24 protein-coding genes, 4 tRNA genes and 1 pseudogene are annotated in these 23,246 nt (G+C 71.2%); 20 read left to right on the top strand and 9 right to left on the bottom strand.

Annotated elements, in window-relative coordinates; all coding sequences use genetic code 11:
• The first annotated feature begins 80 nt into the window (after nt 1-80).
• The 7 genes from ABFX54_RS47185 to ABFX54_RS47155 are packed head-to-tail and all read left to right on the top strand — an operon-like array spanning nt 81 to nt 4,787.
• On the top strand, nt 81-431 hold the full coding sequence (locus ABFX54_RS47185; RefSeq protein WP_346113629.1) for an RRQRL motif-containing zinc-binding protein: 351 nt from the start codon (nt 81-83) through the stop codon (nt 429-431).
• The gene (locus ABFX54_RS47180; RefSeq protein ID WP_346113627.1) at nt 428-685 is read left to right on the top strand and encodes a hypothetical protein; all 258 of its coding nucleotides are present in this window, start codon (nt 428-430) and stop codon (nt 683-685) included. Before ABFX54_RS47185 ends, ABFX54_RS47180 begins: the two co-directional genes overlap by 4 nt.
• Nucleotides 682-1,167 carry a GIY-YIG nuclease family protein gene (locus ABFX54_RS47175; RefSeq protein WP_346113625.1) on the top strand — a complete coding sequence of 162 codons (486 nt, stop codon included), beginning with the start codon at nt 682-684 and terminating at the stop codon, nt 1,165-1,167. Before ABFX54_RS47180 ends, ABFX54_RS47175 begins: the two co-directional genes overlap by 4 nt.
• Nucleotides 1,151-1,711, top strand: coding sequence for a hypothetical protein (locus ABFX54_RS47170; protein ID WP_346113624.1), 561 nt, complete (start codon nt 1,151-1,153; stop codon nt 1,709-1,711). The genes ABFX54_RS47175 and ABFX54_RS47170 overlap by 17 nt, the downstream gene beginning before the upstream one ends.
• A 4-nt stretch (nt 1,712-1,715) precedes the next feature.
• A complete protein-coding gene (locus ABFX54_RS47165; RefSeq protein ID WP_346113622.1) occupies nt 1,716-3,329 on the top strand; it encodes a replication initiator in 1,614 nt (537 codons plus the stop codon).
• A gap of 31 nt (nt 3,330-3,360) precedes the next feature.
• A complete protein-coding gene (locus tag ABFX54_RS47160) occupies nt 3,361-3,576 on the top strand; it encodes a helix-turn-helix domain-containing protein (protein WP_346113621.1) in 216 nt (71 codons plus the stop codon).
• A complete protein-coding gene (locus tag ABFX54_RS47155) occupies nt 3,576-4,787 on the top strand; it encodes a tyrosine-type recombinase/integrase (protein WP_346113620.1) in 1,212 nt (403 codons plus the stop codon). Before ABFX54_RS47160 ends, ABFX54_RS47155 begins: the two co-directional genes overlap by 1 nt.
• Before the next feature lie 56 nt (nt 4,788-4,843).
• Here the strand turns inward: ABFX54_RS47155 and ABFX54_RS47150 are convergent.
• A tRNA-Val gene (locus ABFX54_RS47150) sits at nt 4,844-4,918 on the bottom strand.
• Between the two features lie 463 nt (nt 4,919-5,381).
• Between ABFX54_RS47150 and ABFX54_RS47145 the strand changes: the two genes are divergently transcribed.
• Nucleotides 5,382-5,798, top strand: a complete 417-nt coding sequence (locus ABFX54_RS47145) for an SsgA family sporulation/cell division regulator (protein WP_103958541.1) — start codon at nt 5,382-5,384, stop codon at nt 5,796-5,798.
• A 33-nt stretch (nt 5,799-5,831) separates the two neighbouring features.
• On the opposite strand, the gene ABFX54_RS47140 is transcribed toward ABFX54_RS47145, so the two are convergent.
• Nucleotides 5,832-6,365 carry a DUF305 domain-containing protein gene (locus ABFX54_RS47140; RefSeq protein ID WP_346113619.1) on the bottom strand — a complete coding sequence of 178 codons (534 nt, stop codon included), beginning with the start codon at nt 6,363-6,365 and terminating at the stop codon, nt 5,832-5,834.
• A 215-nt stretch (nt 6,366-6,580) separates the two neighbouring features.
• Here ABFX54_RS47140 and ABFX54_RS47135 point away from each other — a divergent pair, with 215 nt between their 5' ends.
• Nucleotides 6,581-7,918: an LVIVD repeat-containing protein gene (locus tag ABFX54_RS47135; RefSeq protein WP_428834650.1), complete on the top strand. Its 1,338-nt coding sequence runs from the start codon at nt 6,581-6,583 to the stop codon at nt 7,916-7,918.
• A gap of 44 nt (nt 7,919-7,962) precedes the next feature.
• On the opposite strand, the gene ABFX54_RS47130 is transcribed toward ABFX54_RS47135, so the two are convergent.
• Genes ABFX54_RS47130 through ABFX54_RS47120 form a run of 3 tightly spaced genes read right to left on the bottom strand, consistent with a single transcriptional unit; the run spans nt 7,963 to nt 10,703 of the window.
• Nucleotides 7,963-8,793, bottom strand: coding sequence for an aminotransferase class IV (locus ABFX54_RS47130; protein WP_346113617.1), 831 nt, complete (start codon nt 8,791-8,793; stop codon nt 7,963-7,965).
• Entirely contained in the window at nt 8,794-9,819 is a 1,026-nt protein-coding gene (locus ABFX54_RS47125) for a chorismate-binding protein (RefSeq protein ID WP_346113615.1), read from the bottom strand.
• Nucleotides 9,786-10,703, bottom strand: coding sequence for a LysR family transcriptional regulator (locus tag ABFX54_RS47120; protein ID WP_346113614.1), 918 nt, complete (start codon nt 10,701-10,703; stop codon nt 9,786-9,788). Before ABFX54_RS47120 ends, ABFX54_RS47125 begins: the two co-directional genes overlap by 34 nt.
• Before the next feature lie 58 nt (nt 10,704-10,761).
• Between ABFX54_RS47120 and ABFX54_RS47115 the strand changes: the two genes are divergently transcribed.
• Complete coding sequence (locus tag ABFX54_RS47115; protein WP_346113613.1) at nt 10,762-11,952, top strand: Rid family hydrolase; 1,191 nt, start codon at nt 10,762-10,764, stop codon at nt 11,950-11,952.
• 71 nt (nt 11,953-12,023) lie between these two features.
• Here the strand turns inward: ABFX54_RS47115 and hutH are convergent, their stop codons facing one another.
• The 3 genes from hutH to ABFX54_RS47100 form a co-directional block, all read right to left on the bottom strand.
• A complete protein-coding gene (hutH, locus tag ABFX54_RS47110; protein ID WP_346113612.1) occupies nt 12,024-13,568 on the bottom strand; it encodes a histidine ammonia-lyase in 1,545 nt (514 codons plus the stop codon).
• A gap of 16 nt (nt 13,569-13,584) precedes the next feature.
• A complete protein-coding gene (locus ABFX54_RS47105; RefSeq protein WP_346113611.1) occupies nt 13,585-14,292 on the bottom strand; it encodes an ArsR/SmtB family transcription factor in 708 nt (235 codons plus the stop codon).
• Between the two features lie 90 nt (nt 14,293-14,382).
• Nucleotides 14,383-14,934, bottom strand: a complete 552-nt coding sequence (locus ABFX54_RS47100) for a hemerythrin domain-containing protein (protein WP_346113610.1) — start codon at nt 14,932-14,934, stop codon at nt 14,383-14,385.
• A gap of 135 nt (nt 14,935-15,069) precedes the next feature.
• Here ABFX54_RS47100 and ABFX54_RS47095 point away from each other — a divergent pair, with 135 nt between their 5' ends.
• From ABFX54_RS47095 to ABFX54_RS47075, 5 genes are all read left to right on the top strand, one after another.
• On the top strand, nt 15,070-15,798 hold the full coding sequence (locus ABFX54_RS47095; RefSeq protein ID WP_346113609.1) for an SDR family NAD(P)-dependent oxidoreductase: 729 nt from the start codon (nt 15,070-15,072) through the stop codon (nt 15,796-15,798).
• An 80-nt stretch (nt 15,799-15,878) separates the two neighbouring features.
• Nucleotides 15,879-15,950, top strand: a tRNA-Gly gene (locus ABFX54_RS47090).
• Nucleotides 15,951-15,965: 15 nt separating this feature from the next.
• A tRNA-Cys gene (locus tag ABFX54_RS47085) sits at nt 15,966-16,036 on the top strand.
• A gap of 6 nt (nt 16,037-16,042) precedes the next feature.
• Nucleotides 16,043-16,117, top strand: a tRNA-Val gene (locus ABFX54_RS47080).
• 215 nt (nt 16,118-16,332) lie between these two features.
• A complete protein-coding gene (locus tag ABFX54_RS47075) occupies nt 16,333-19,242 on the top strand; it encodes a hypothetical protein (RefSeq protein WP_346113608.1) in 2,910 nt (969 codons plus the stop codon).
• Nucleotides 19,243-19,303: 61 nt separating this feature from the next.
• Here the strand turns inward: ABFX54_RS47075 and ABFX54_RS47070 are convergent, their stop codons facing one another.
• Entirely contained in the window at nt 19,304-19,684 is a 381-nt protein-coding gene (locus tag ABFX54_RS47070; protein WP_346113607.1) for a nuclear transport factor 2 family protein, read from the bottom strand.
• 71 nt (nt 19,685-19,755) lie between these two features.
• On the opposite strand from ABFX54_RS47070, the gene ABFX54_RS47065 reads away from it, so the two are divergent.
• From ABFX54_RS47065 to ABFX54_RS47045, 5 genes and pseudogenes are all read left to right on the top strand, one after another.
• Nucleotides 19,756-20,382 carry a TetR/AcrR family transcriptional regulator gene (locus tag ABFX54_RS47065; RefSeq protein ID WP_346113606.1) on the top strand — a complete coding sequence of 209 codons (627 nt, stop codon included), beginning with the start codon at nt 19,756-19,758 and terminating at the stop codon, nt 20,380-20,382.
• Between the two features lie 57 nt (nt 20,383-20,439).
• A complete protein-coding gene (locus tag ABFX54_RS47060) occupies nt 20,440-20,871 on the top strand; it encodes a nuclear transport factor 2 family protein (protein WP_346113604.1) in 432 nt (143 codons plus the stop codon).
• A 192-nt stretch (nt 20,872-21,063) separates the two neighbouring features.
• Nucleotides 21,064-22,296 carry a rod shape-determining protein gene (gene mreB / locus ABFX54_RS47055; protein WP_346113602.1) on the top strand — a complete coding sequence of 411 codons (1,233 nt, stop codon included), beginning with the start codon at nt 21,064-21,066 and terminating at the stop codon, nt 22,294-22,296.
• Nucleotides 22,293-23,036, top strand: a complete 744-nt coding sequence (gene mreC, locus ABFX54_RS47050) for a rod shape-determining protein MreC (protein WP_346113601.1) — start codon at nt 22,293-22,295, stop codon at nt 23,034-23,036. Before mreB ends, mreC begins: the two co-directional genes overlap by 4 nt.
• Nucleotides 23,037-23,039: 3 nt before the next feature.
• Nucleotides 23,040-23,246 (top strand): annotated as a pseudogene (locus ABFX54_RS47045) (rod shape-determining protein MreD); the annotation flags it as partial.

Raw genomic sequence — 23,246 nt, 5'->3', positions numbered from 1 at the left:
GCCGGACCTCTCGCCAAAGACTTCCGGCCCCCGCCTCACCAATTCCACTCCCTGCGATCAGGCAAAGGAGCAGAACCGTCATGCACTCTATGCCCGTCCCGGCTGCCCACATACCGCAGCTCGAACGGCTCAACGCCACCCCCGGAACCCGGGTGCTCTTCTACGACCCCACCGGCAGTCAGTACAAGTTGCCCACCTACCCCTGGAAGTGGGCGCCCAAGAACCTCAAGACCCGGCGTCAACTCGCCGCCCTCGGCCTCCGGCCCGGCGGTCAAGCTCCCGTCGCCCAGATCCTGTGGCGTCGTGGTGGCCGCGTCGCCTACCTCTACGACGTCACCTGCGCACTGCCCAAGCGCACGCCCACATGCAAGCAGCTCGCCGCTCTCGACAAGGCCCAGCGCGTACGCCGTATGAAGCGGAGCGCCTCATGAGCCGCTCGATCGAAACCCCCGACTATGCCGCCTTCCTCAAACGCATCATTCGCGCCTACAGCAAGCGCATCGCAGAAGGCGATATTGAAGCCCTGGCCGACCTTGCCAGCGTCGTCGCCGAGCTCGACCACGCCATCGCCCAGGCCGTCACCCAGCTACGAGCCAACTACGGCTACTCCTGGTCGGACATCGCCCGTCCCCTCGGCATCACCCGTCAAGCCGCCCAACAGCGCTGGGGCGGTGAGCGTCCATGAACATCACCGGAACCGTCTACTTGCTGCACTTCCAGCGCCCCTACAAGCACGCCCGCCACTACATCGGCTGGACCCCCGGCGATTTGAACCGCCGCCTACGCCAGCACCGTAACGGCACCGGAGCACGCCTCCTGGCCGTCATCACCGCCGAAGGCATCGACTTCGCCGTCGCCCGCACATGGACGGGTGGACGCAATCTCGAACGCTCCCTGAAGCGGCGCGGTGGAGCATCGCGCTGCTGCCCTCTGTGCGGCATCACGCCCCGCGTCACCGGCTGGGACCCGCCCGACAGAGATCCAACCCCGGCAGAAACAAGCACGCCGTACGACACCAACATCGTCGCCTGCATCTGTGCGTGCAACCGGACCACCCATCACGTGGCCGCACTTGTGGCAAGCGCCTTAATCACCTGCCTCGACTGCCACCAACCCGTCGTCCCACGACACGACGCCACGGAGGAACACCATGTCCTCACCCACTAACCGCATTGAATCCGGCGTTCAGCTCTCCATCCTGCTCGTGGTCGGGCTTATGGCCGGCGCCGCCTCCTTCACCCACGTCCACGACTGGACCATGGCCAACAGCCCCGAAGGAACCGGCGAATGGTTCGGCTGGGCCAACGCCGTCATCTCCGAACTCACCCCCACCGCTTCTGGTTTGGAAGTCCGGCGACGCAAGCGCAACGGCCAATCCATCACCTACCCGATGATCGTTCTCATCGCCTCGGCCGGTCTGTCTATCGCGGCCCAGATCGCCGTCGCCCGGCCCCACCCAACTGGCTGGCTGATAGCCGCCATTCCTGCTCTGGCCTTCCTGGCCCTCACCAAGCTCGTGCTCTCACGTGCTCCCATCACCCGACCAGCGGCCAACGAGACAGCCCCCATGTCGGTCTCCCCGGAACCCACACCGCAACCTGAGGTCCCTGAGCACCAGGACCACACGCAAACCGACCACATGCCCCAGGAGCGGACCCCGGCCCTGCCGGTCTTGTCACTAACCGTCCCCGCCCTGGAAGGACAGCACTGAACCCATGACCCTCCAGCTCGACACCGCTTCGGCGCTGGCTCTCACCCCCGGGACCGCTTCTCCGGCCCCGGGCGTGGGGGCGAACACCGAAACACCCGTCACCCAAGCCCTCACTCAATGCCTCCGCACAGCGCTGGACCGCGCCGCACGTCCCGACTATGCAGCCTGGCTCGGCCACGTCGAATCAGCCGCCGCCTGCACTCAACCCGTTCGGCTGCACGGCAACCTCGCGACCATCGACACCCGCACCGGCGAAGTCCTCACCGTCCGGCACACCTCCGCCCTGCCCGACGGCGTCATCTACAAAGCCTGCGGCAACCGTCGCCACACCGTCTGCCCCTCCTGCGCCACCACCTACCAGCACGACGCCTACCACCTCGTGCGCGCCGGACTCGTCGGCGGGAAAACCGTCCCGGACACCGTCCGCACCCACCCGGCCGTCTTCGCCACCCTCACCGCCCCCTCCTTCGGCCCCGTCCACACCCGAGACGTCCGCCGCTGCGCCTGTCGCGACAAAACCCGCTGCATCTGCCGCCCCGCCCCCTGCCACGCCCGCCGCGACGCACCCACCTGCCCCCACGGCCGCACCCTGGCCTGCTGGCAACGCCACAGCCCCGGTGACGAACACCTCGGCCGGCCCCTGTGCCCCGACTGCTACGACTACGCCCACCACGTCGTATGGAACCACCACGCCGGCGAACTCTGGCGCCGCACCAAACAACACGCCGAACGCCACCTCAACCAGCTCGCCCGCCAACGCGGCCTCCCCCGCATCCGGCTCTCCCACGGCAAAGCCGCCGAATACCAAGCACGCGGAGCCGTCCACTTCCACATCCTGCTCCGCCTCGACGGCCACGACCCCGACATGCCCGACACCATCCTTCCCCCGCCGACCGGCATCACCATCGACGACATCACCGCTGCCGTCACCTTGGCCGCCACCATCATCACGCACACCACCCCGTTCCACCCGGTACGCCCTGAGGGCTGGCGCATCGCCTGGGGCAGCCAGCACGAGATCCGGCCCATCACTCTGTCAGCCTCCGGCGACGCCCTCGACGACCAAGCCGTCGCCGCCTACCTCGCCAAATACTCCACCAAAGGCACCGAAGCCACCGGCCACACCTCCCGCCGACTCACCCCCGACACCATCGGCCTGTACGCCAACCCCCACGGCACCCACCCCGAACGCCTCATCGCCGCCGCCTGGAACCTCGGCCACACCCCACAATGGAGAGGACTGCGCAGGTGGGCACACATGCTCGGCTTCGGCGGACACTTCCTCACCAAAGCCCGCCACTACTCGATCACCTTCGGCTCCATCCGTGAACAACGAGCCGCCTACAGACGCGCACACGCCCTCAACCAGACCCGCCAAGGGGCAGAGGGACACCCCGGCGCAACGCGATTTCAGCGTCAAGCCGCTCTTGACGCCAAATCGGAGGAAACGACCCTAGTAATCGGGTTCCTCACCTACGCAGGCACCGGCTGGCACACCACCGGCGACCAACTCCTCGCCAACACGGCAGCGGCTCAAGCCCGCGAACGCACCCGAGCAGGACGCGAAGAACTCGCCCACCAACAGGCATGCAGTTCGTCCACACCGCTCGCCGCCTGACCAACCCTCAGACCGCGAACGGAGCACTACCATGCCCACCGAAGGAAAGGCCATCCGCTACCCCGGCCAAGCGCTTTACAAAGTAGACGAAACCGTCACTGTCCTGCGCCTGTCCCGGCGCTATCTCTACCAAGAGATCCGCGCCGGACGCCTGCGCACCGTCAAGGCCGGACGAGCCCGCCGCGTTCCAGCTGACGCCATCGCTGAGTACGTAGCCCTCTTGGAGCGGGAAGGACAATCCGCCTGATGAGCGCACGACGTAGCAGAGGAGACGGCGGGCTCTACTGGAGCGAGAGCCGCCAACGCTGGATCGCCGAAGTCACCATCGGCTACACGCCCGCAGGCAGGCGCATCACCAGGAAGGCCGCCGGACGCACCAAGACCGAAGCCAAGACCAAGCTCAAGGAAGTCCTGCGCGACCTCGACGATGGTTTCACGCCAAGTACCGGCCATGACACCGTCACCAGCGCAGTACGAGACTGGCTGGCCTACGGACTCGCCGGCCGCGACGACAAGACGATCGAGACCAAACGCATCCTGGCGGAGAAGCACATCATCCCGCTGTTAGGAGTCCGCAAGCTCCGGGAGCTGTCGGCCGACGACGTCGATCGATGGCTCGCCGATCGAGCCAAGCACGTCTCCACACGGACTCTCCAAGAGCTGCGCTCGATCCTCAAGCGCGCCATCACCCGGGCGCAAGCTCGCGACAAGGTCAAACGCAACGTCGTACTGCTCTGTGAACTGCCGAAGGGCAGACCGGGACGCCCGTCCAAGTCCTTGACCCTCATGCAGGCCGAGGCGGTGCTCATGGCCGCTGAGCAAGCCAAGCCCTGGCTCTCGGCGTACGTCACGCTGTCCCTCCTTACCGGCGCTCGCACCGAGGAGCTGCGTGAGCTCGCCTGGTCGCACGTGGTCGCCCACGACCGAGACCGCCAGGAGTGGCGGTCCGTGACCGAGGTCGGCTGGGAGCATGAGGAGTTCGCCATGTACGTCTGGAGGTCGGTTCGCTCCAGTGGGGACACCAAGACCCCCAAGTCCCGCCGTACGCTCCAGCTCCCCGCTCGCTGTGTCCGCGCGCTGGCGGCCCTCTGGGAGCACCTGGACGCCCGTGAGCCCGAGCCGGGCTCAACTCATCAAAGACGTCTGGTGTTCGCCACCCGCAACGGCACCACGATGAGTGCGGGCAACGTGCGGCGGGAGTTCCGGCGCGTCATCGCTCGGGCCGGCCTGGTCGCCGCCGAGTGGACGCCTCGGGAGATGCGGCACAGCTTCGTGTCGCTGATGTCTGCGGACGGTGTCCCGGTGGAGAGCATCGCACGACTGATCGGGCACGCCGGAGGGTCGGCCGTCACGGAGAAGGTCTACCGTCACCAGATCCGGCCCGTCATCCAGGAAGGCGCGATCATCATGGATCGGATCTTCCCGGACGCCGAGGAAGAGGGACAGTCACCCAGTTAGTCACTCTAAAGATCAAAAGGGCCACTCCCGCGTGATGGGATGTGGCCCTCGACCTGTGGTGGGCGATACTGGGATCGAACCAGTGACCTCTTCGGTGTGAACGAAGCGCTCTCCCGCTGAGCTAATCGCCCGCCCTGCCGGTGCCTTGCGGTGCCGACGTGGAAAACCATACCGCACTCCGGGGCCCACGGCGAAACCAATACGGGGGCGGACGATCAAGGAGGGGGTAGCTCAGGGTGTCGGGTCAGAGGGATTCGGGTGAAACGCGGCGGTTGCCCATCGGCACGGCGGGCGGGTGGCATACCATCGTCGTGTCGCGGAAGACATCGGCCACGATCTTTGGTGAGAAACGTTCATGGGCGGCGCGTCCGGGGCAGGCTCCACAGCACGCAAAACCCTTGCAAATACGACCCGATTGATGCCGTTTATCCTGGTAGATGCCTAAATGTCCAGCTGTGATGTGCGTTACAGAAGGCCCTGGAAGCGGAATCTTTCCTACAGGTTTCTTCGTTCCGCGTCATAGCTCGCGACGAAGTCCGTCAGAGCAGTGAAAGCCCCGAAGAGGGGACCTACGACGAAAAGGTTTGGCTGACGATGAACAGCACCACCGTCTCCGCCGAGCTTGGCCTTCGGCTTGTGGTCCCCGACCGTACGACCGTCCCCCTGCTCGCCGGACTGAGTTACACAGCCGACGACCCTTACGCCATCCGCATGGCCTTCCACGTAGGGAACGACGAACCGGTCGAGTGGATCTTCGCCCGCGAGTTGCTGACCGTGGGCATCGTGAGGCGTGTCGGCGACGGCGACGTGCAGGTGTGGCCCGCACGCGCCGACGGCGAGCGCACCTTGCACATCAGCTTGACGTCCCCGTTCGGGCAGGCCCTGTTCGAGGTGCCGCTGGCCCCGCTGACGGAGTTCCTGCACCGTACGTACGAGAAGGTGCCGGCCGGGCGTGAGACCGATTACATGGATCTCGATGCCGAGTTGACCAATATGTTGTGGCCGTCCTGAGCGAGCCACAGGCGGGGCCGCCCAGAGCGAGCGCTAGGCCGGGAGGGACTCCAGGACCGTGCGCATGCGGGCGATCTCGATGCTCTGCCCCGAGTAGACGTCCTTGGCCAGCAGCCGCATGCGCTGGTCGCGGCCCCCGGCCAGCTCCTCCCCGGCCATCTTCACCGCCCCCTCGTGGTGCCTGGTCATGAGCTGCAGGAACATGCGGTCGAAGACCCCTCCCTGGGCGGCGCGCAGCGCGTTCAGCTGCTCCTGGGTGGCCATGCCGTAGCCAGGGTCCATCGTGTGGGCGTGCCCGGCGGGGGCGTCGCGGCCCAGTTCGCGTAGCCAGGTGGTCATGGCCTTGATCTCCGGGGTCTGGGCGGCGGCGATCTGGCGGGCGAACGAGCGGATGGCCGGCGTCGTCGTCCGCGCCTCCACCAGCGAGGTCATCTCCAGCGCCTGCCGGTGGTGCGGGATCATCCCCTCCGCGAAGCGCACGTCCGAGGCGACCGTGGCGGCCGGGGTCTGCCCGACGCGCTCCCCCGGTCTGGCCGTACGGGCCGGAACGCCGGGGCTGCCGGGCACGATGACCGGCGCCTGCGTACCTATGGGTGACGGCCCGGCGGGCCGAGGTGGCTCCGGCGTGCACGCAGTAAGCGCAAATGTCGCCATAACTGTGATGATTACCGTACGCGGCCTCGAACCTGCTGACATAGCTTCCATAGTGAGCTACGAGACAAAGGGGATGCGCGTTGATCTCTGCCACATTGCGCGGAGCGTTGCTGTGCACGGCGCTGTTAATGGCCTCCGCCTGCGCCGCGGAGCCACCCGCGGCCGGTACGCCGACGTCCGCCAGTCCGCAGGAGAGCAGCGCTCCGGCCGGCACGCCCGCCGCGTCACCCACGGGTGACGTGATGACGAGCGCGAACGTCGAGCACGTCGCCCACATCCCGCGGGCGGCCCCGTTCAACGGGGAGGCCGACTTCAACACCGACCTGGCCTTCCAGGGCGACTACGCCTATGTCGGGAACTTCGGCGGCTTCGCGATCTACGACATCAGCGATCCGGCGAAGCCGGAGGTCGTCAGCCAGGTGGCCTGCCCGGCGCAGCAGAACGACGTGACGGTGCACGAGAACCTGCTGATCCTGTCGATCGACGAGCCGCGCGCCGGCCCGGAGTGCGACTCGGGCGAAGGCCAGCGCAGGTGGGAGGGCCTGCGCATCTTCGACATCAGCGACAAGAAGCGCCCTGAGTACGTCGGCGCGGTCCAGACCGAGTGCGGCTCCCACACCCACACGATGGTCCCCGCCGGCGAGACCCTCTACGTGTACGTCTCGTCGCCGGGCCCGGAACCGGACTCGGAGACCTGCCCCGCCCCCCACGAACTCATTCAGATCGTGGAAGTTCCCATGAAGTCCCCGGAGAAGGCAAAAGTCATCGCGAAGCCGGACATCTTCCCGGACCGGCAGCACTCCGACTTCGCCTCCGGCTGCCACGACATCACCGCGTACCCGGAGAAGAAGCTGGCCGCGGCCGCCTGCTTCGGCGACGGCGTGCTGCTCGACATCGCCGACCCGGTCAAGCCGAAGGTGCTGCAGCAGCTCACCGACACCGAGAACTTCCAGATCTGGCACTCGGCGACGTTCAACAACGACGGGACGAAGGTCGTGTTCAGCGACGAGCTGGGCGGCGGCGGCCAGGCCACCTGCGACGACAACACCCCGGCCACCAAGGGCGCGAACGCCGTGTACGACCTGGTGAACGGCAAGCTGGAGAAGCGCGGCTACTTCAAGATCCCGAGGGCGCAGCAGGAGGACGAGAACTGCGTGGCCCACAACGGCTCCCTGGTGCCTGTGAAGGGCAAGGACGTCATGGTGCAGGCGTGGTATCAGGGTGGCGTGTCGATCTGGGACTTCACCGACTCGTCCGCGCCGAAGGAGATCGGGTTCTTCGAGCGGGGCCCGCACCCGGAAGGGGGCATCGCGGGCTCCTGGTCGGCGTACTACTACAACGGCTACATCTACTCCAGTGACATTCTGGAGGGGCTGGACGTGCTGAAGATCACCGATCCGCTGACCGATCCGGCCGCGGAGGTCGAGATGGACGACTTCAACGTTCAGACGCAGAAGACGTACTGACGGAGCGACCGTGGGCCCGGTGAAGGGCCCACGGTGGTCGCGGGTCAGGGGTTGAGGTCGGCGGCCGAGCGCTCGGCGAAGACCCGCATGGCCTTGGTCGTGATCGGGCCGGGCGCGGCGGGCAGCTCGGTGCCGTCGACCAGCTTGATCGGCTGGACGTCGCGGGTGGTGGAGGTGAGGAACGCCTCCTCGGCCTCGTACAGGGCCTGGAGCGGCACGTCCGCCTCCTCGCCCCCACACCATTCGAGCACCAGCGCCCGGGTGACGCCGGCCAGGCAGCCGGAGCCGAGGGTGGGCGTGAGCAGGCGGCCGTCGCGGACGATGAAGATGTTGGAGCCGGTGCCCTCGCACAGGTTGCCGGCCAGGTTGCCGAAGATGGCCTCGCCGCCGCCGCGCCGCTTCGCGTGCAGCAGCGCCTTGGCGTTGTCGCCGTAGGAGGTGCTCTTGACGCCGGACAGGGCGCCGCGCTCGTTGCGCGGCCACGGGACGACGGCGACGTCGGCCGTCTCGGGGAACGGCTTCTGCTCGTCGACGATGACGACGGAGGTGGTGCCCTGGTCGCCGCGGTCGGAGCCGAGCGGGCCCGGGCCGCTGGTGTAGGTGACGCGGATGCGTCCGAGGGACCAGGCGGGCGCGACGGCCAGGAGCCGGTCGATGCCGTCGGCGATGGCCTCGACGTCGGGGTCGGGCAGGTCCATGCGCTGGGCGGAGAGCGTGAGCCGGTCGAGGTGGCGGGTGAGCGCGAACGACTTGCCGTCAACGATCTTGATCGTCTCGAAGACGCCGTCGCCGACCATGAGCCCGTGGTCGAACACCGAGACGGTGGCCTTCCCGGGGTCGATCACTTGCCCGTTGACCCAGACAGGGATGTTCATTCAGATTCCTCCTGTGGATGCCAGCGCGATCAGCCTGGCTGCTTTGAGCTCGGTCTCGAACCACTCGCGCCCGGGGTCGCTGCCCCAGGTGATGCCCGCTCCCGTGCCGAACCGGAGCTCGTCCTGGCCGTCGGCCGAGGGCGAGATCCAGAATGTCCTGATGCCTACGGCCAGCGCCGCCCTGCCTCGGTCGGCGTCGACCCAGCCCACGGCCCCACAGTACGGGCCCCGGGGGACCGGTTCGAGCTCATTGATGATGCGCAGAGCCGACGACTTCGGCGCGCCTGTGACAGATCCGGGCGGGAAAGTCGCGGCGAAGAGCTCGGGCCAGCCCGCCCCCCGCGCGAGCCGGGCGCGCACGGTGGAGACGAGATGGACCATCCCCGGGTATTCCTCGACCGCGCACAGCGACGGCACCTCGACGGAGCCGACGGCCGCGACCCGGGCGAGGTCGTTGCGGACGAGGTCGACGATCATGACATTTTCGGCGTAGTCCTTGTCGAGCAGGTCGTCCACGGTCTCGGCGGTGCCCTTGATGGGCCCGGACTCGATGACGTCGCCGTCGCGCGACAGGTACAGCTCCGGCGAGGCCGAGACCACGCTGAGGCCGGGGACCTGGATCACGGCCGCGTACGACGCCGGGTGGGCTTCGGCGAGCCGGGCGGCCAGCGCGAGCGGGTCGGCGTCGTGCGGGACGGGCGCGCGCAGGACCCGGCAGAGGTTGGCCTGGTAGACCTCGCCCTGCTCGATGTAGTCCCTGATGGCGCGCACGCCGCGCTCGTAGCCGGCCCGGTCGAGGGAGCTGCGCCACTGGTCGGGGCGGGGGCCACGCCAGGGGGCGGCGGGAGCGGGCAGGGGTGCGCGGCGCACCCGGTCGAACCGGGCGCACGTCACCTTGCCCTCGTAGTCGACGACGACGGCCCACCAGCCCTCGCTGTCGAGCGCGGCGAGGTCTGAGGTCACGTCGCGCAACCCGGTGGCGAGCACGTGACCTAAGTAGGCGAAACCGTCGTACACGTCTTCCATTGTCCCAGCATCCGGACCAGCTCCAGCGCGGCGGGCAGTGGCGGATCGGGCAGGGCCGCGTAGACCTTCCGCACGGGCGCCGTACCCTTCAGCGGCTTGAGCACCAGATCCGACGGTACGGCCCGCGCCGCGAGCTCCGGCACCAGCGTCACCCCGAGCCCTGCGGAGACGAACCCGAACTTGCCCGACCATTCGGCCACCCGCAGCCCGCTGCGCGGCGAGAAGCCCGCCGCCGCGCACGCCGTCACCAGCAGCGTCGGCTGGCCACGCGGCGCGGCCTCTATCCAGGTCTCGGTGGCCAGGTCGCGCAGGTCCACCTCCCGCTCGGCGGCCAGCCGGTGCCCGGCGGGCAGGGCGACGAACAGCCGGTCCTCGATCAGCGGCACGGTGGTCGCGTCTCCCGCCGGCAGGCCGGCCGGGTAGTCGCTGATGACGGCCACGTCGAGGGCGCCCGCGTGCAGCCGGTCCATCAGGCGGGCGCTGAGCCCCTCCGTCAGCCGCAGCTCCACGCGCGGATGACGATCGGCGAACCGCTTGAACGTGCCCGGCACCAGGTCGACGTTGGCCGTGGCGAAGGCGCCCACCCGCAGCGTGCCGCCGCGCCCGCCGTGGATGGCGGCCAGCTCCTCCCCCGCGCGGTCGAGCCGGTCGAGCACGGCCACCGCGTGCCGGTGCAGCGCCGCGCCGGCGGGCGTGAAGCGCACGCCCCGGGCCAGGCGCTCGAACAGCGGCCCACCGGCGGCGCCCTCCAGCGCGGCCACGCGGCGGGAGATCGCGGACTGGGTGTATCCGAGCAGCTCGGCGGCGGCGCCGAACGAGCCGCTCCGCGCGACCTCGTCGAACAGGCGCAGCGCCGCGGTGTCAAAGGCATTCGTGTCAGGCATGGCTGGTATGCAATCTAGTCGGTGGTGGAATACCTCGCGACGAGGTTCACTGAGGCACGTGATTGCATTTCTCGGACAGATCGCATTTCTCGGGCAGGGACACATGGGCGTCCCGATGGCGCGGCGGCTCATGGTGGCCGGGCACAAGGTGACGACGTGGCGGCGCGCGGACGGCGTGGCGGTGGCCGCGGCGGTCGAGGGGGCCGACCTGGTCATCACCATGCTCAGCGATCCGGCGGCGGTGCGCGAGGTGCTGACGGCGGCGCTGCCGGGGCTGCGGCCCGGCGCGACGGTGGTGGAGATGTCCACGATCGGCCCCGAGGCGGTGCACGCGCTGCGCGCGCTGCTGCCACCGGAGGTGGGGCTGGTGGACGCGCCGGTGCTGGGCAGTGTGGGGCCGGCCGCGGAGGGCGGTCTGACGGTGCTGGCCGGCGGTGACGTGGCGGGGTGCCGCGAGGTGCTGTCGGTGTTCGGCTCCGTACGCGAGACCGGGCCGCTGGGGTCAGGCGCGGCCATGAAGCTGGCCGTCATGAGCGCGCTCGTGCCCGCGCAGGTGCTGGTGGCGGAGACGCTCGCGTACGGGCGGGCGCACGGCGTGGATCGCGGCGCGCTGCTCGACGTGCTGGCGGGCACCCCGCTCGGCGCGGTGGCGGAGCGGCTGCGGACTCCGGCGGAGGAGACCAGGTACTCGCTCGGGCACGCCACCAAGGACCTGGAGCTGGCGGCCTGGGAGGGCGCCACGATGGCCGCGTCCGCCAGGGCCAGACTGCAGGAAGCGCGGGCCGCCGGGCTGGGCGGGCGCGATCTGACGGCCATCGCGGCGCACGTCGGCGAGCCTTCCCCTGAGCGTCCGGAGCGGCGGGCCGTGCCGCTGAACCTGCCCACGATCCCCGCCACGAACGGCTTCTACTCGCACGCCGTCCGGGCCGGCGACACCCTCTACATCTCCGGGCAGGCGGCCTTCGACGAGCGGGGCGAGGTGGTCGGGCCCGGCTCCATGGAGGTCCAGGCCGAGTACGTCTTCCAGCTCATCGCCCGCATCCTGGCCGATCAGGGGGCGACGTTCGAGGACGTGGCGTTCATCAGGACGTACCTGACGGACATGGAGGACAGGGCCGCGCTCGGGCGGGTGCGCCGGAAGTACATCACCGGCACGCCCCCGGCCAGCACGACGGTGGAGGTGTCGAAGCTGTTCCTGCCGAGCCTGGTGCTGGAGGTGGACCTGATCGTGGTCCTGCCGGGCCGATAGGAGACGGGCCCGGCAGGTCGGCGGCGCGTCAGGCGGGCGGGCTCGTGCCCGTGGCCGACGTGAGAAGCACGTCAGGCGAGCGGGCCCGTGACCGACTCGGCCGCCGCGACGACGCCGCCCTCGGCCACCAGCCGCACGGCAGACTCGATCTCCGGCGCCAGGAACCGGTCGGGGCCCGGCGCGGGCACGGTCTCGCGCAGCTCCCTGACCACGGCCGCCGTCGCGGGCGCCGGCTCCAGCGGCGCGCGCAGGTCGAGGGCGCGGGCGGCGGTGAGCACCTCCACGGCCAGCACCCTGGTCAGCCCGTCCACGGATTTGCGCAGCTTGCGCGCGGCCGACCAGCCCATGGAGACGTGGTCCTCCTGCATGGCCGAGCTGGGGATGGAGTCGACGCTGGCGGGCACGGCCAGCCGCTTCAGCTCCGAGACGATGGCCGCCTGGGTGTACTGGGCGATCATGTGGCCGGAGTCGACGCCGGGGTCGTCGGCCAGGAACGCGGGCAGCCCGTGGTTGCGGGCGACGTCCAGGAAGCGGTCCGTCCGGCGTTCGGACATGGAGGCCAGGTCGGCGGCCACGACGGCGAGGAAGTCCAGCACGTACGCGACGGGCGCGCCGTGGAAGTTGCCGTTGGACTCCACCCGCCCGTCGTCCAGCACGGCCGGGTTGTCGACGGCGCTGGCCAGCTCCCAGCCGGCCACGGTGGCGGCGTGCGCGATCGTGTCGCGGGCCGCCCCGGCGACCTGAGGGGCGCAGCGCAGCGAGTACGCGTCCTGCACGCGCGTGCAGTCGTCGCGGTGGCTGGCCATGACGCCCGAGTCGCGCAGGACCTTGGTCATGTTGGCGGCGGAGAGCGCGAGGCCCGGGTGCGGGCGCAGCGCCTGGAGCTCGGGGGCGAACACGCGGTCGGTGCCGAGCAGGGCCTCCACGCTCATCGCGGCGCTCACGTCGGCGGTCCTGACGAGTCTGGTGAGGTCGTCGATGGCCAGGATGAGCATGCCGAGCATGCCGTCCGTGCCGTTGATCAGCGCCAGGCCCTCCTTGGCGGCCAGCTCGACCGGCTCGATCCTGGCCTGCTTGAGCGCCTCGGCCGCCGGCCGCACGGTCCCCGAGGCGTCCCGTACGACGCCCTCGCCCATGAGGGTGAGCGCCACGTGCGCCAGCGGGGCCAGGTCGCCGGAGCAGCCGAGGCTGCCGTACTCGTGCACGATCGGCGTGATGCCCGAGCTGATCAGCGCGGCCAGGGTCTTGGCCGTGGTCGGCCTGATGCCCGTGTGGCCGGTGGCCAGGGTGTGCAGGCGCAGCAGCATGAGCGCGCGCACCACCTCGGTCTCCACCTCGGGGCCGTTGCCGGCCGCGTGGGAGCGCACCAGCGAGCGCTGGAGCTGGGCGCGCAGCGCGGGGTCGATGTGGCGGGTGGCCAGGGCACCGAACCCGGTCGAGATGCCGTACGCGGGCGTGGGGCTCTCGGCCAGCTCGTCCACCCGCTGGCGAGACGCCGCGACGGCGGCGACGGCGTCGTCGGTGAGCTGGACGGGGGCCCCGTGGCGGGCCACCCTGATGACGTCCTCGAAGCTCAGCGGCTCAGGACCGACGTTCACGACTCCGTTGTCGCCCATGTTGCGTCTCTCCCACTCAGGTAACCGGCGTACCCGATGTTAGCTCCTTACTTCCGAAGAGTTCCGCCAGCCCCTCCTCCCCCGCTTCCGTGAGGGTCACGGCCCTGGGCACGCTGCCCCGCCGGTACCACCCGCGCTCGAACAGCACCTCCGTGATCGCCGCGCCGAGCGCCCCGCCGAGGTGCGCCCTGCGCTCGGTCCAGTCGAGGCACTCGGGCGCGAAGCGCCGCCTGGACCCGCGCGCGCCCGCCACGTCCACACCCAGCCGCGCCAGCAGCCGCTCCCCCGACTCGGTCAGGTCGCCGCCCGCGAGGTGGCCGCCCGCCACGAGCCGGTCGAGCAGGCCCACGCCGGCTCGGCCCGCGAGGTGGTCGTAGCAGGTGCGGGCCTCCTCCAGCCGCCTGGCCTGCCGGGACTGGCGCAGCGAGCGCACCGGGGGGCGGGCGCTGATCCTGGCCAGCACCTCCAGCACCTCGGCCACCTCGTGCCCGGACAGGCGGTAGTAGCGGTGGCGGCCCTGGCGTACGACGTCGACCAGCCCGCCGTCCAGCAGCCTGGCGAGGTGGGCGCTGGCGGTGGCCGCGCTCACGCCGGCCATCCTGGCCAGCTCTCCCGCCGCCAGGGCGCGCCCGTCGAGCAGGGCCGTCAGGATCGCCGCCCGTGTGGGGTCCGCGATCAGCGCGGCGACGGGCGCGATGTCGGCGTCCCGAGTGATGTACTCCATGCTCATCACGCTAATACGTGGACATTTCGCCCACGGTCGAAGGATCTCGTGCTGCTTCGGCCTGCTTTGACCTGCTTTAGTCGGGGGCCGTCAGCGTTGGCCCAGCGCCTTGCGGATCAGGTCGCGCGCCCTGTCCATGATCGCGGCGGGCGGGCCCATCAGCAGGTTTCTGGTCAGGGACTCGGTGCCGGGATGCGGGCGTGACGGCGCCAGCGACTCCGCCGCCCGTACGGCCGCCGCCATGGCCCGGCGCTCCGCCACGGAGGTGCGGGCGCGCAGCCTGGCGAACTCGTAGCGTTCCTCGCTGCGCGCGTGCGCGGTCACGGCGGTGCGGAGCTCGGCCAGCCGGTCCCAGAAGCGCGGATGGTCCACGCCGGCCTTGTGCAGGCCGACGAGCATGCGCTTGGCCTTGTTCTCCTCGCTCAGCCGGTCGGCCACGACGCCCTGGCCGTTGTCGAGCTTCCTGCGCGCGTAAGGATGGACGATCTCCTCCTCGGCCGTCTCGTGCACGGACATGAGGCGCGTCAGCCGGTCGAACGCCTCACCGACCTTGTCCGCAGGCGCCCGCTCCACTTCGTCGAACAGGTCCCTGATCCGGCCGTGCTGAGCCACCAGCAGGTCGATGACATCGTGTTCAGCCACGTCCGCGCCTTACCCGGTCCTGCTCGCCCGCACGCGCGTCCATACCGAACGCAGTCCGCCGGGACACCGAACCCGGAGCCTGCCCGTGCGGACCGCCCTCGGCTCGGAACCCGCCGCTGGCTACAGTCGGGTCTCATGACGTCTCATGTCGCGCTCGTGACCGGCGCCTCGCGCGGCCTCGGCACCGTGATCGCCCGCCGGCTGGCCGCGGACGGTTTCGCCGTCGCCGTCAACTACTCCAAGGATCGTGACGGGGCCGAACGGGTGGCCGGCGCGATCCGCGCTGCCGGCGGCACCGCCGAGACCTTCGCCGCCGACGTCACCGACGAGTCCTCCGTGGCCGGCCTGGTCGCCGCCGTCGCCGGACGGCTCGGCCCCGTGGCGGTCCTGGTGGCCAACGCGACCGGCCCGCAGCCGTCCGCCCCGGTCACGGAACTCACCTGGCAGGACCACCTCGACCAGCTCACGTTCTTCGTCAAGAGCCCGACGCTGCTGGTCCAGGCGGTGCTGCCCGGCATGAGGGAACGCGGCGGCGGGCGCGTCATCCAGATCGGCTCCGACATCGTGGACCGCAAGCTGCCCGGCATGTCCGCCTACACCGCCGCCAAGGGCGCCCAGCACGCGATCACCGAGGTCTGGGCCAAGGAGCTGGGCCCGTACGGGATCACGGTCAACGTGGTCGCGCCCGGCTGGATCCCGGTCGAGCGGCACGCGGGGCTGGACGAGAGCGGCTACCTCGCGGAGGTGCCGCTGGGCCGGATGGGCACGCCCGAGGACGTGGCCGCGGCGGTGGCCTACCTCGCCTCGGACGGCGGCGCGTTCGTCACCGGACAGCGCATCACCGTCAACGGCGGCCACACGTGACCTCGGCGCGCGTATTCCAGTTTGGGGACTGGGCCAGTTTTCGCTAGAGTTCTCTCGTCGCCCCGCGAAACGGGGCGAAGGCGGAAGTGGCTCAGTGGTAGAGCATCACCTTGCCAAGGTGAGGGTCGCGGGTTCGAATCCCGTCTTCCGCTCGGAGCTTCCGGCTCGGTGGCGTGGCCGAGAGGCGAGGCAGCGGCCTGCAAAGCCGTCCACACGGGTTCAAATCCCGTCGCCACCTCTGCAAGGACGATTAGCTCAGCGGGAGAGCGCTTCCCTGACACGGAAGAGGTCACTGGTTCAATCCCAGTATCGTCCACCACCTTTCAGGGCCCCGGCTGATGAGCCGGGGCCCTGTTTCTTTCGCCCGGCTTCGTCCTCCGGGCGGCTTCGTCCTCCGGGCGGCTTCGTCCTCCGGGCGGCTTCGTCCTCCGAGCGGCTCGGCGCGGGCCGGCGATAGGCGGAAGCGCTCACCTGGCGGCCACTTCCCGGTCACCGGCATGCGCACCGGGCTCCGTGGCGGGCACATGACGGGGCGTGGCGAAGACGACCCGCACCTTCCTGCTGGCCGCCGCGGGCATCGCGCTCGGCGTCTGCGGCCTGTGCGCGCTGCCGCCCGTCGGCGGCTTCCTGCTCGGGCGGGCCGTGGCGTCCGTGCTGGTCTTCCCCGGGCTGGGGCGCGGGCTCGCGGCGGGCACGGCGGTGACGCTGGTGGTCTACGCCGTGCTGCTGACTCTCGGGGCGTACGTGGCGTTCCGGTGGTCGGGGTTCGGCGCGTCGCGGGTCGGGCTGCTCGTCTGCTGGGGGCTGGCGGGCGGGCCCGCCGGGGTGCTGGCGGTGCTGCTGTGGGCGCGGGGGCACGGCGCACCGTTCGAGGAGTATGCCCGGTACGCGGCCTCGTGGGGGATGGCGACCGCCCTGCTGGCCGCGCTGCTCACGATGGCCGCCACCCGGTTCCTGCCCGCCCCGGCCGGCGAGGGATCGCCCGTTCCGGACAGCGAGCAGGACCCGGCGCCCGCCGGCAAGAAGACACCCACCCGTAAAGGGACAGCCGCCAAGGAAACGCCTGCTACCGCCCGGAAGGCGACACCGGCCACCGGTCGCAAGGGGGCTGCGGCCAAAGATCGGTCGGCCACTCGCAAGAGGGAGTCCCGGGAACGGCCTTCCATGTTTGTGCGGCGGCCGGCCTTTCACCCTCGTTCCTGGGTGCTGCCGTGTCTGGTGGCCGGGTGGGCGGTGGTGTGGAGCGTGCTGGTGCGCGACCGGCAGCCCCTGATGGCCTGGCTGCCGCTGTCCCTGAGCTACTTCACGCAGGTGGCGGTGATCCTGGGGAGCATCGCGGCCGGGTATGTGGAGGGCACGCTGCGGCGCCGCTTACCCGTGGAAGGGCGTCCGGGGCGGGCGTTCGTGCTGGCGTGGATCTCGGCGTCGGTGGCGCCCGTCGTGTACGCGGCCGTCGTCGCCATCGACCTCGGCATGCGGGAACGGCTGCTGGCCGCGCCGCTGGACCCGGCCTGGGTCGCCGAGTACGCCGCCGACCTGGGCGCGGTGCTGGTGGCCGAGCCCGTACAGGTGGCCCTGCCGCCGCTGGTGCTGGCGCTGGCCGCCGTCGGGGTGCAGCTGGTGCCGCCGCTGCGGAGGGCGGCGGCGGGCGCGCCGGATCCGGTGCGCACGGACCGGCGGTGGGCGCTGCTGGTGGCGGGGACCGCGCTCGCGCTGACGTACTTCTGCCTGGCCGTCACGTCGCGCTTCCCGCTGCTGACGCGGCGCACGTTCGACGCCGAGACGCCCGTGATGCTGCGGGCGCTCGCGCCGCTCTCCCCGCCCGATCCGGTGCTCGGCGGGACGGTGGTGGTGTGGTCGTGGGCGATGGCGGCGGTGTTCGCGGTGGCGGCGGCCGGGCTGGTCTACGTCGCGGTACGGGGGCAGCTCGTCCGGCTCTTCCCCGCCTCCTCCTACGTGGTGCTGGTGGGGGCGCTGGCACTGGCCACCGCGCTGGCCTGGACCGTGGGCGGGGTGATCGGGCGGGCCGTGACCGGGGAGGAGCCTGTGGGGATCTCGCCCGCGGCGCAGGCGGTGGAGTTCGCCGTGTTCGTGGTGCCGGTGTTCGCGGCGCTGCTGTTCATCGTGCACTCGCAGGTCGGGGTGGCGAGGTTCGCCAGGATCGTGGAGCTGGAGGACGAGCAGACCTGGGAGCAGACGGCCGAACGGTACCGGGCATGGCGGGAGCGGGTGCGCGATCACGTGCCTTCCTGGCGTGAGCGCTTGACGATCGCGGGCATGGCGGCGGTGGGCGCGTTGGTGCCGTTGGTGGTGGCCGGCGCGCTGGCGCAGTTGGTGCCGCTGGTGGCGGCAGGGTCGCCTCGCGGGCTCATCACGGGCAATGGGCTCGGGCCGGGTGGCGGGCTCGGCACGAATGGCGGGCTCGGGGAGCTTGGGGTAGGCGGTGGGCTGGGGTTTCCGGTGCCGTCTCTGGTGGCGCCGGTGGCCGACACCCTGACGTGTGCGGTCTATCTGGTGCTGCTCGCGGGGCTGATCTTCGTGTCACTGATGAGAGTGAACCTGCGGGAGCGGCGGTGGGCGGTCTGGGCGGCCGTGTGGGGCGCGTCCGTCGTCGCGGGGGTGGCGGCGGGGCTGGCCACACCGGCGGGGTTGCTGCTGGGGCTGGTCGCGGGGCCGTTCGCGGTCGCGGGGGTGGTGGCAGGGCCGCTGCTGGCGGGGCGGCGCAGGGTGCTCGTGGTCGCGGGCGCGGTGCTGCTGCTGGTCGCGGCGGCGCCGTTGGTGCGGAGGACACCGGTCGGCGAGCCGCTCACGATCACGACGGCGACATGGCGGGCGCGGGCACCGGGGCTCACGGTCGAGATCTCCTACCCGGCGGTCGCGGGCGGGCCCGACGCGGCGCGGGCCGGGGCCGCGCTGGTGGCGCCGGTACGCGCGCACGTCGAGGAAATGCTGCGGCGAAGCCGGGAGGACCCTTCACGCGCCTCCAGCCCAGCGACCGGCCCGACGCCCGGCCCGACGCCTCAGAAGAGCACCGGCCCCACGGCCGGCCCGACGGCCACCCCAACGACCAGCGCCGTGACCGGGGGCTACACGGTGGTGCGTAACGACGCCGCGGTCGTTTCCGTGCGTTATGCGCTGTCCGGCGAGGTCGGCCGGGCCGTGACCTACGGGCGGGCCGAGGAGCGGGTGCTGCAGGTGCGGGACCTGTTCGTCCCCGCCGCCTTCACCCCCGCCGGGCGGCGGCAACTGGCCGGCGCGCTGCGGCCGCTGATGCCCAAGGGGCACGTGCCGAGGACCGTGAGCCTGGACAGCGACCGGTTGCTGGTCAACCTGGCCCCCGGGGCCGTGGAGTTCGCGTTCGGCCGGGACTACTTCTGCGCCCCCTGCGCCCCCGTCACGGTCCGGGTCCCGGACGCGCGGCTGGCCGGCCTCAGGCGCGGGTAGCGGGCAGGTCCGGGACGCGCGGCCGGCCGGCTTCAGGCGCGGGTTGCGGGGCGGGGCGCCGTCAGAACATCCCGTTGCGGTTCAGCGCCTCCTCCGGGATCTCCTGCATGACGTCCCAGTGCTCGACCAGCTTCCCGTCCTTGAGCCGGAAGATGTCCATGATCGCCGTGCCCCGCTGTCCGGGCACGCGGACCGCGTGCACGTGCCCGACGACGTAATCGTCCTCGGCGAGCAGGCGTCTGACCTCGACCCGCAGCGCCGGGAAGGTCTCCTTGAGGTGGCGCAGCCGCGCCTGGAGGCCGTCGGCGCCGTCGGCGATCAGCGGATTGTGCTGGGTGTAGCCGTCACCGACGAGCTCGGCGGCGGCGGCGAAGTCCTTGGCGTTGAACGCGGCCTCGTAGAAGTCGAGGACGGTCTGCTTGTTCGACGCGACGGTGGGCATGTGCGCTCCTTGACTGAACGGCTGTAGCGCTACAACCGTAGCGCTACGAGCGTCGGGATACAATGCCGGGTATGAGCACCACTGCGTCGAGCGACCGCCAGGCGCGCGGGCGCAACCGGAGAGGCCAGGGCGAGCGGCTGCGGGAGGACATCGTCGAGGCCGCCACCCGGCTGCTCGACGAGCTCGGCGACGACGAGGCCCTGTCGATGCGGGCCGTGGCCCGCGCGGTCGGCAGCGCCGCGACCTCGGTCTACCTGCATTTCGCCGACCGCGACGCCCTCGTGCTCGCCGTGCTCGACCGCTGCCATGACGAGCTGACCCGGGCCGTCGACGACGCCGAGGCCGCGTCGGGCGACCCGGTGGCCCGGCTCCGCGCGCGCACCCTGGTGCTGGGCGACTGGGCGCACCGGCATCCCGGCCTGTACAAGGTGCTGCACGAGAGCGCGCTCAACGAGCGCGCCGAGATGCCGTTCAAGCGGCGCCTGGCCGAGCGCACCACCGCCGCGGTCCAGCGCTGCATGGACGCCGGCCGCGCCCCCGCCGACGACGCCGCCACCGTCGCGCTCGACCTGCGCGCGGCCGTTCACGGAGCCGTCTCGATGCGCCTGCACCAGCCCGACCACCCATGGCCGCCACTGGAGGAGCAGGTCGAACGCTTCCTCGTCAAGCTCGTCGGGATCCGCCCGCCGGCCGCGTGATCACCCGCGGGAGCGGACGATCTGGTCATCCGGCGCGCTTGGCGCGACGATCAGCTCATGGAGACTCAGGAGATCGCCGACCGATTAGAGATCACCGGCCTGCTGGCCCGCTACACCTTCGCGATCGACTCCGGTCAGTGGGACCTGCTCGACGAGGTGTTCACCCCGGACGCGTCGATCGACTACAGCTCGTCGGGAGGCATCAAGGGCACGCGGGACGAGGTCAAGGTCTGGCTGGCCGAGGTGCTGACGCACTGGCCGGCCCGCCTGCACCTGATCGGCGCCGCGCGGATCGACTTCCTGGTCGGCGAGGCCCGGGTGAGCGCCCCGTTCACCGACACCCTGGCCCCGACGCGGGAGCTGGTCGCGGCCCGTACCGAAGGCTTCCTGCACGGGGGCGGCTACTACCACCACCGCATGCGCCGCACCGGCAGCGGCTGGCGCAGTGTCGAGCTGGTGGAGGAGCAGAGCTGGCGCACCGCGCGGTGAGCGATAGCCCATCCCGTCAGCGGGAGGAGCCGCGCGCCGCCGTACGGACCGGCGCGCGGCACGTGCCCGACCCAGGCTGACCTGCGCGAATGACCACAGGTACGGATTTATCGCGTTTGTGGGTAGATCGGGGAGGGCAGCGCCACAGCGGGTAGTGTCCCCCTGCCCTTCCCGGTCGAAAGGCTGTGCGGTATGGCGTTCGCATGGGCTCTTCTCGGTCATGACATAGCGGTCGATCTCGGCACGGCCAACACGCTCGTGTACGTCCGCAGGAAGGGCATCGTGCTGAACGAGCCCTCCGTCATCGCGATCAACCTGCACAAGAACACCGTCGTCGCGGTCGGCAGGCCGGCCAAGCGCATGATGGGCCGCACTCCCCCGCACATCGCCACGATCAGGCCGCTCAAGGACGGCGTGATCGCGGACCTGGACGCGGCGGAGCGGATGTTGCGCATGTTCATCCAGAAGGCGCATCCCAGCAGGTTCCTCGCCAAGCCCCGCATCGTGGTGGCCGTCCCGAGCGGCACCACCTCGATCGAGCAGCGGGCGGTCAAGGAGGCCGCGTACGAGGCGGGCGCGCGGAGGGTGCACATCATCGAGGAGCCGATGGCGGCGGCGATCGGCGCCGGACTGAAGGTCGGGGAAGCCACCGGCAACATGGTCGTCGACATCGGCGGCGGCACCACGGAGGTGGCCATCGTCTCGATGAGCGGCGTCGTGGTGGCCAGGTCGCTGCGGGTGGGCGGCGACGAATTGGACGAGGCGATCATCACCCACATCAAGAAGGAGCACGCGCTGCTGCTCGGCGAGCGCACCGCCGAGCGGCTGAAGATCGACCTCGGCATGGCCAGGCCGGCGCCCGTGACGGCCCGCGACGCCGATCCCGAGCCGAAGGGCCGGCACCGGGTGGGCGTCTGCGACCTGCCGGTGGACGGGCCGCAGGTCGAGGTGCCGGACGAGGACGCCACCGAGCCGCCCGCGCCGCGCGGCTGGAACCCGTTCCGGTCCCGGCCGAAGCCCCAGAGCGCAGCCCCGGCCGCCGCGCCGCGCTCGCTGGAGCCGCGTGCCTCCGCCCCCGTACGCGGGCGCGACCTGGTCAGCGGCCTGCCGAAGACCGCGACCATCACCGCCGAGCAGATCAGCGAGGCCATCGAGAACGAGGTCCAGGCCATCATCGACGCGGTGCAGACGACGCTCGACCAGTGCCCGGCGGAGCTGGCCGGCGACCTGCTGGACAACGGCATCGTCCTGACCGGCGGCGGCGCCCTGTTACGGGGCCTGGCCGAGCGCATGGGCGAGGCCACCGGTATGCCCATCCGGGTGGTGGACAAGCCGCTGTACTCGGTCGCGCTCGGCGCGGGCCGCTGCGTCGAACGGTTCCAGGCCATGCGTGACGTACTGCTGCCCGACTGGTCACGCCGGTGAGGCGGACGCTCGTCCTGCTCCTGCTCGGCACCGCGGTCCTGCTGGTCGTGACCGACCGCTGGTTCGTGGCGCTGACGTCGTTGCGGGCGGCGGGCGCGGCCGTGTACGGGGCCGCGGAGAGCGCGGCCGGCACGGTGACCAGGGCGTTCGGCGGGGACGGGCGGCTGCGGGAGCTGGAGCGGGAGAACGCCGCGCTGCGGGCCGAGCTGGTGTCCGCGGGCGCCCGTGCGGTGAGCGCTCCGGTCCCCGGCGGCTCCGCGTCGCGCGGGGTGGCCGCGCATGTCGTGGGGTTCGGGCGGGGGCCGCGGGTCACCGTGGACGCCGGCTCGGTCTCGGGGATCGTGCGTGACGTGACCGTGCTGAACGCCGACGGTCTGGTCGGCAAGGTCACCTGGGCCGGCGCCGGCACGGCCTCGGTGTCCCTGATCACCGACGCGGCCTCCTCCGTGGGGGTGCGGCTGGCCGGAAGCGGCGAGTTGGGGGTGGTGACGGGGCTGCCGGGCGAGGGGCTGCTGCGGCTCAGCCTGTTCGACCCGGACGCGCCGCTGCGGGTCGGCGACAAGGTGGAAACGCTGGGGTCGGCGGGGGGGCGGCCGTACGTGGCGGGGGTGCCCGTCGGCGCGGTCACCGCGATCGAGCGGGTGCCGGGCGCGGCCACCCGCACGGCCCTGGTACGCCCCGCCGCCCGGCTCTCCGCGCTGAGCCTCGTCACGGTCATCGTGCCGGAACCGGAGCGATGAGCCATGGGGCTGGTGACGTTGGTGCTCGCGGCGCCGCTGTTGCAGGTGCTGCTGGTCAATCGGTCGCCGTGGGGCGGCCCTGACCTGGTGGCGCTGGCCGTGGTGTGGCTGGCGGTGGCCAGGGGGCCGGTCTGGGGGTGTGCGGCGGGCCTGGTCGCCGGGCTGGCCGCCGACGTGACACCGCCCGCCGACGGCACGGTCGGGCGGGCG

This window comes from Nonomuraea maheshkhaliensis, assembly GCF_039529435.1.
Lineage (GTDB): Bacteria > Actinomycetota > Actinomycetes > Streptosporangiales > Streptosporangiaceae > Nonomuraea > Nonomuraea maheshkhaliensis.
Note: the sequence above shows the minus strand (reverse complement) of the source record. Positions and strands in the feature narration are given on the sequence as shown.

Coding starts and splice junctions, on each gene's coding strand:
- mreB (WP_346113602.1), top strand. CDS start 21,064: ATGGCGTTCGCATGGGCTCTTCTCGGTCATGACATAGCGGTCGATCTC.
- hutH (WP_346113612.1), bottom strand. CDS start 13,568: ATGGGCGACAACGGAGTCGTGAACGTCGGTCCTGAGCCGCTGAGCTTC.
- ABFX54_RS47155 (WP_346113620.1), top strand. CDS start 3,576: ATGAGCGCACGACGTAGCAGAGGAGACGGCGGGCTCTACTGGAGCGAG.
- ABFX54_RS47160 (WP_346113621.1), top strand. CDS start 3,361: ATGCCCACCGAAGGAAAGGCCATCCGCTACCCCGGCCAAGCGCTTTAC.
- ABFX54_RS47060 (WP_346113604.1), top strand. CDS start 20,440: ATGGAGACTCAGGAGATCGCCGACCGATTAGAGATCACCGGCCTGCTG.
- ABFX54_RS47125 (WP_346113615.1), bottom strand. CDS start 9,819: ATGGAAGACGTGTACGACGGTTTCGCCTACTTAGGTCACGTGCTCGCC.
- ABFX54_RS47180 (WP_346113627.1), top strand. CDS start 428: ATGAGCCGCTCGATCGAAACCCCCGACTATGCCGCCTTCCTCAAACGC.
- ABFX54_RS47165 (WP_346113622.1), top strand. CDS start 1,716: ATGACCCTCCAGCTCGACACCGCTTCGGCGCTGGCTCTCACCCCCGGG.
- ABFX54_RS47070 (WP_346113607.1), bottom strand. CDS start 19,684: ATGCCCACCGTCGCGTCGAACAAGCAGACCGTCCTCGACTTCTACGAG.
- ABFX54_RS47185 (WP_346113629.1), top strand. CDS start 81: ATGCACTCTATGCCCGTCCCGGCTGCCCACATACCGCAGCTCGAACGG.
- ABFX54_RS47175 (WP_346113625.1), top strand. CDS start 682: ATGAACATCACCGGAACCGTCTACTTGCTGCACTTCCAGCGCCCCTAC.
- ABFX54_RS47065 (WP_346113606.1), top strand. CDS start 19,756: ATGAGCACCACTGCGTCGAGCGACCGCCAGGCGCGCGGGCGCAACCGG.
- ABFX54_RS47135 (WP_428834650.1), top strand. CDS start 6,581: ATGGCCTCCGCCTGCGCCGCGGAGCCACCCGCGGCCGGTACGCCGACG.
- ABFX54_RS47120 (WP_346113614.1), bottom strand. CDS start 10,703: ATGCCTGACACGAATGCCTTTGACACCGCGGCGCTGCGCCTGTTCGAC.
- ABFX54_RS47105 (WP_346113611.1), bottom strand. CDS start 14,292: ATGGAGTACATCACTCGGGACGCCGACATCGCGCCCGTCGCCGCGCTG.
- ABFX54_RS47145 (WP_103958541.1), top strand. CDS start 5,382: ATGAACAGCACCACCGTCTCCGCCGAGCTTGGCCTTCGGCTTGTGGTC.
- ABFX54_RS47095 (WP_346113609.1), top strand. CDS start 15,070: ATGACGTCTCATGTCGCGCTCGTGACCGGCGCCTCGCGCGGCCTCGGC.
- ABFX54_RS47130 (WP_346113617.1), bottom strand. CDS start 8,793: ATGAACATCCCTGTCTGGGTCAACGGGCAAGTGATCGACCCCGGGAAG.
- ABFX54_RS47170 (WP_346113624.1), top strand. CDS start 1,151: ATGTCCTCACCCACTAACCGCATTGAATCCGGCGTTCAGCTCTCCATC.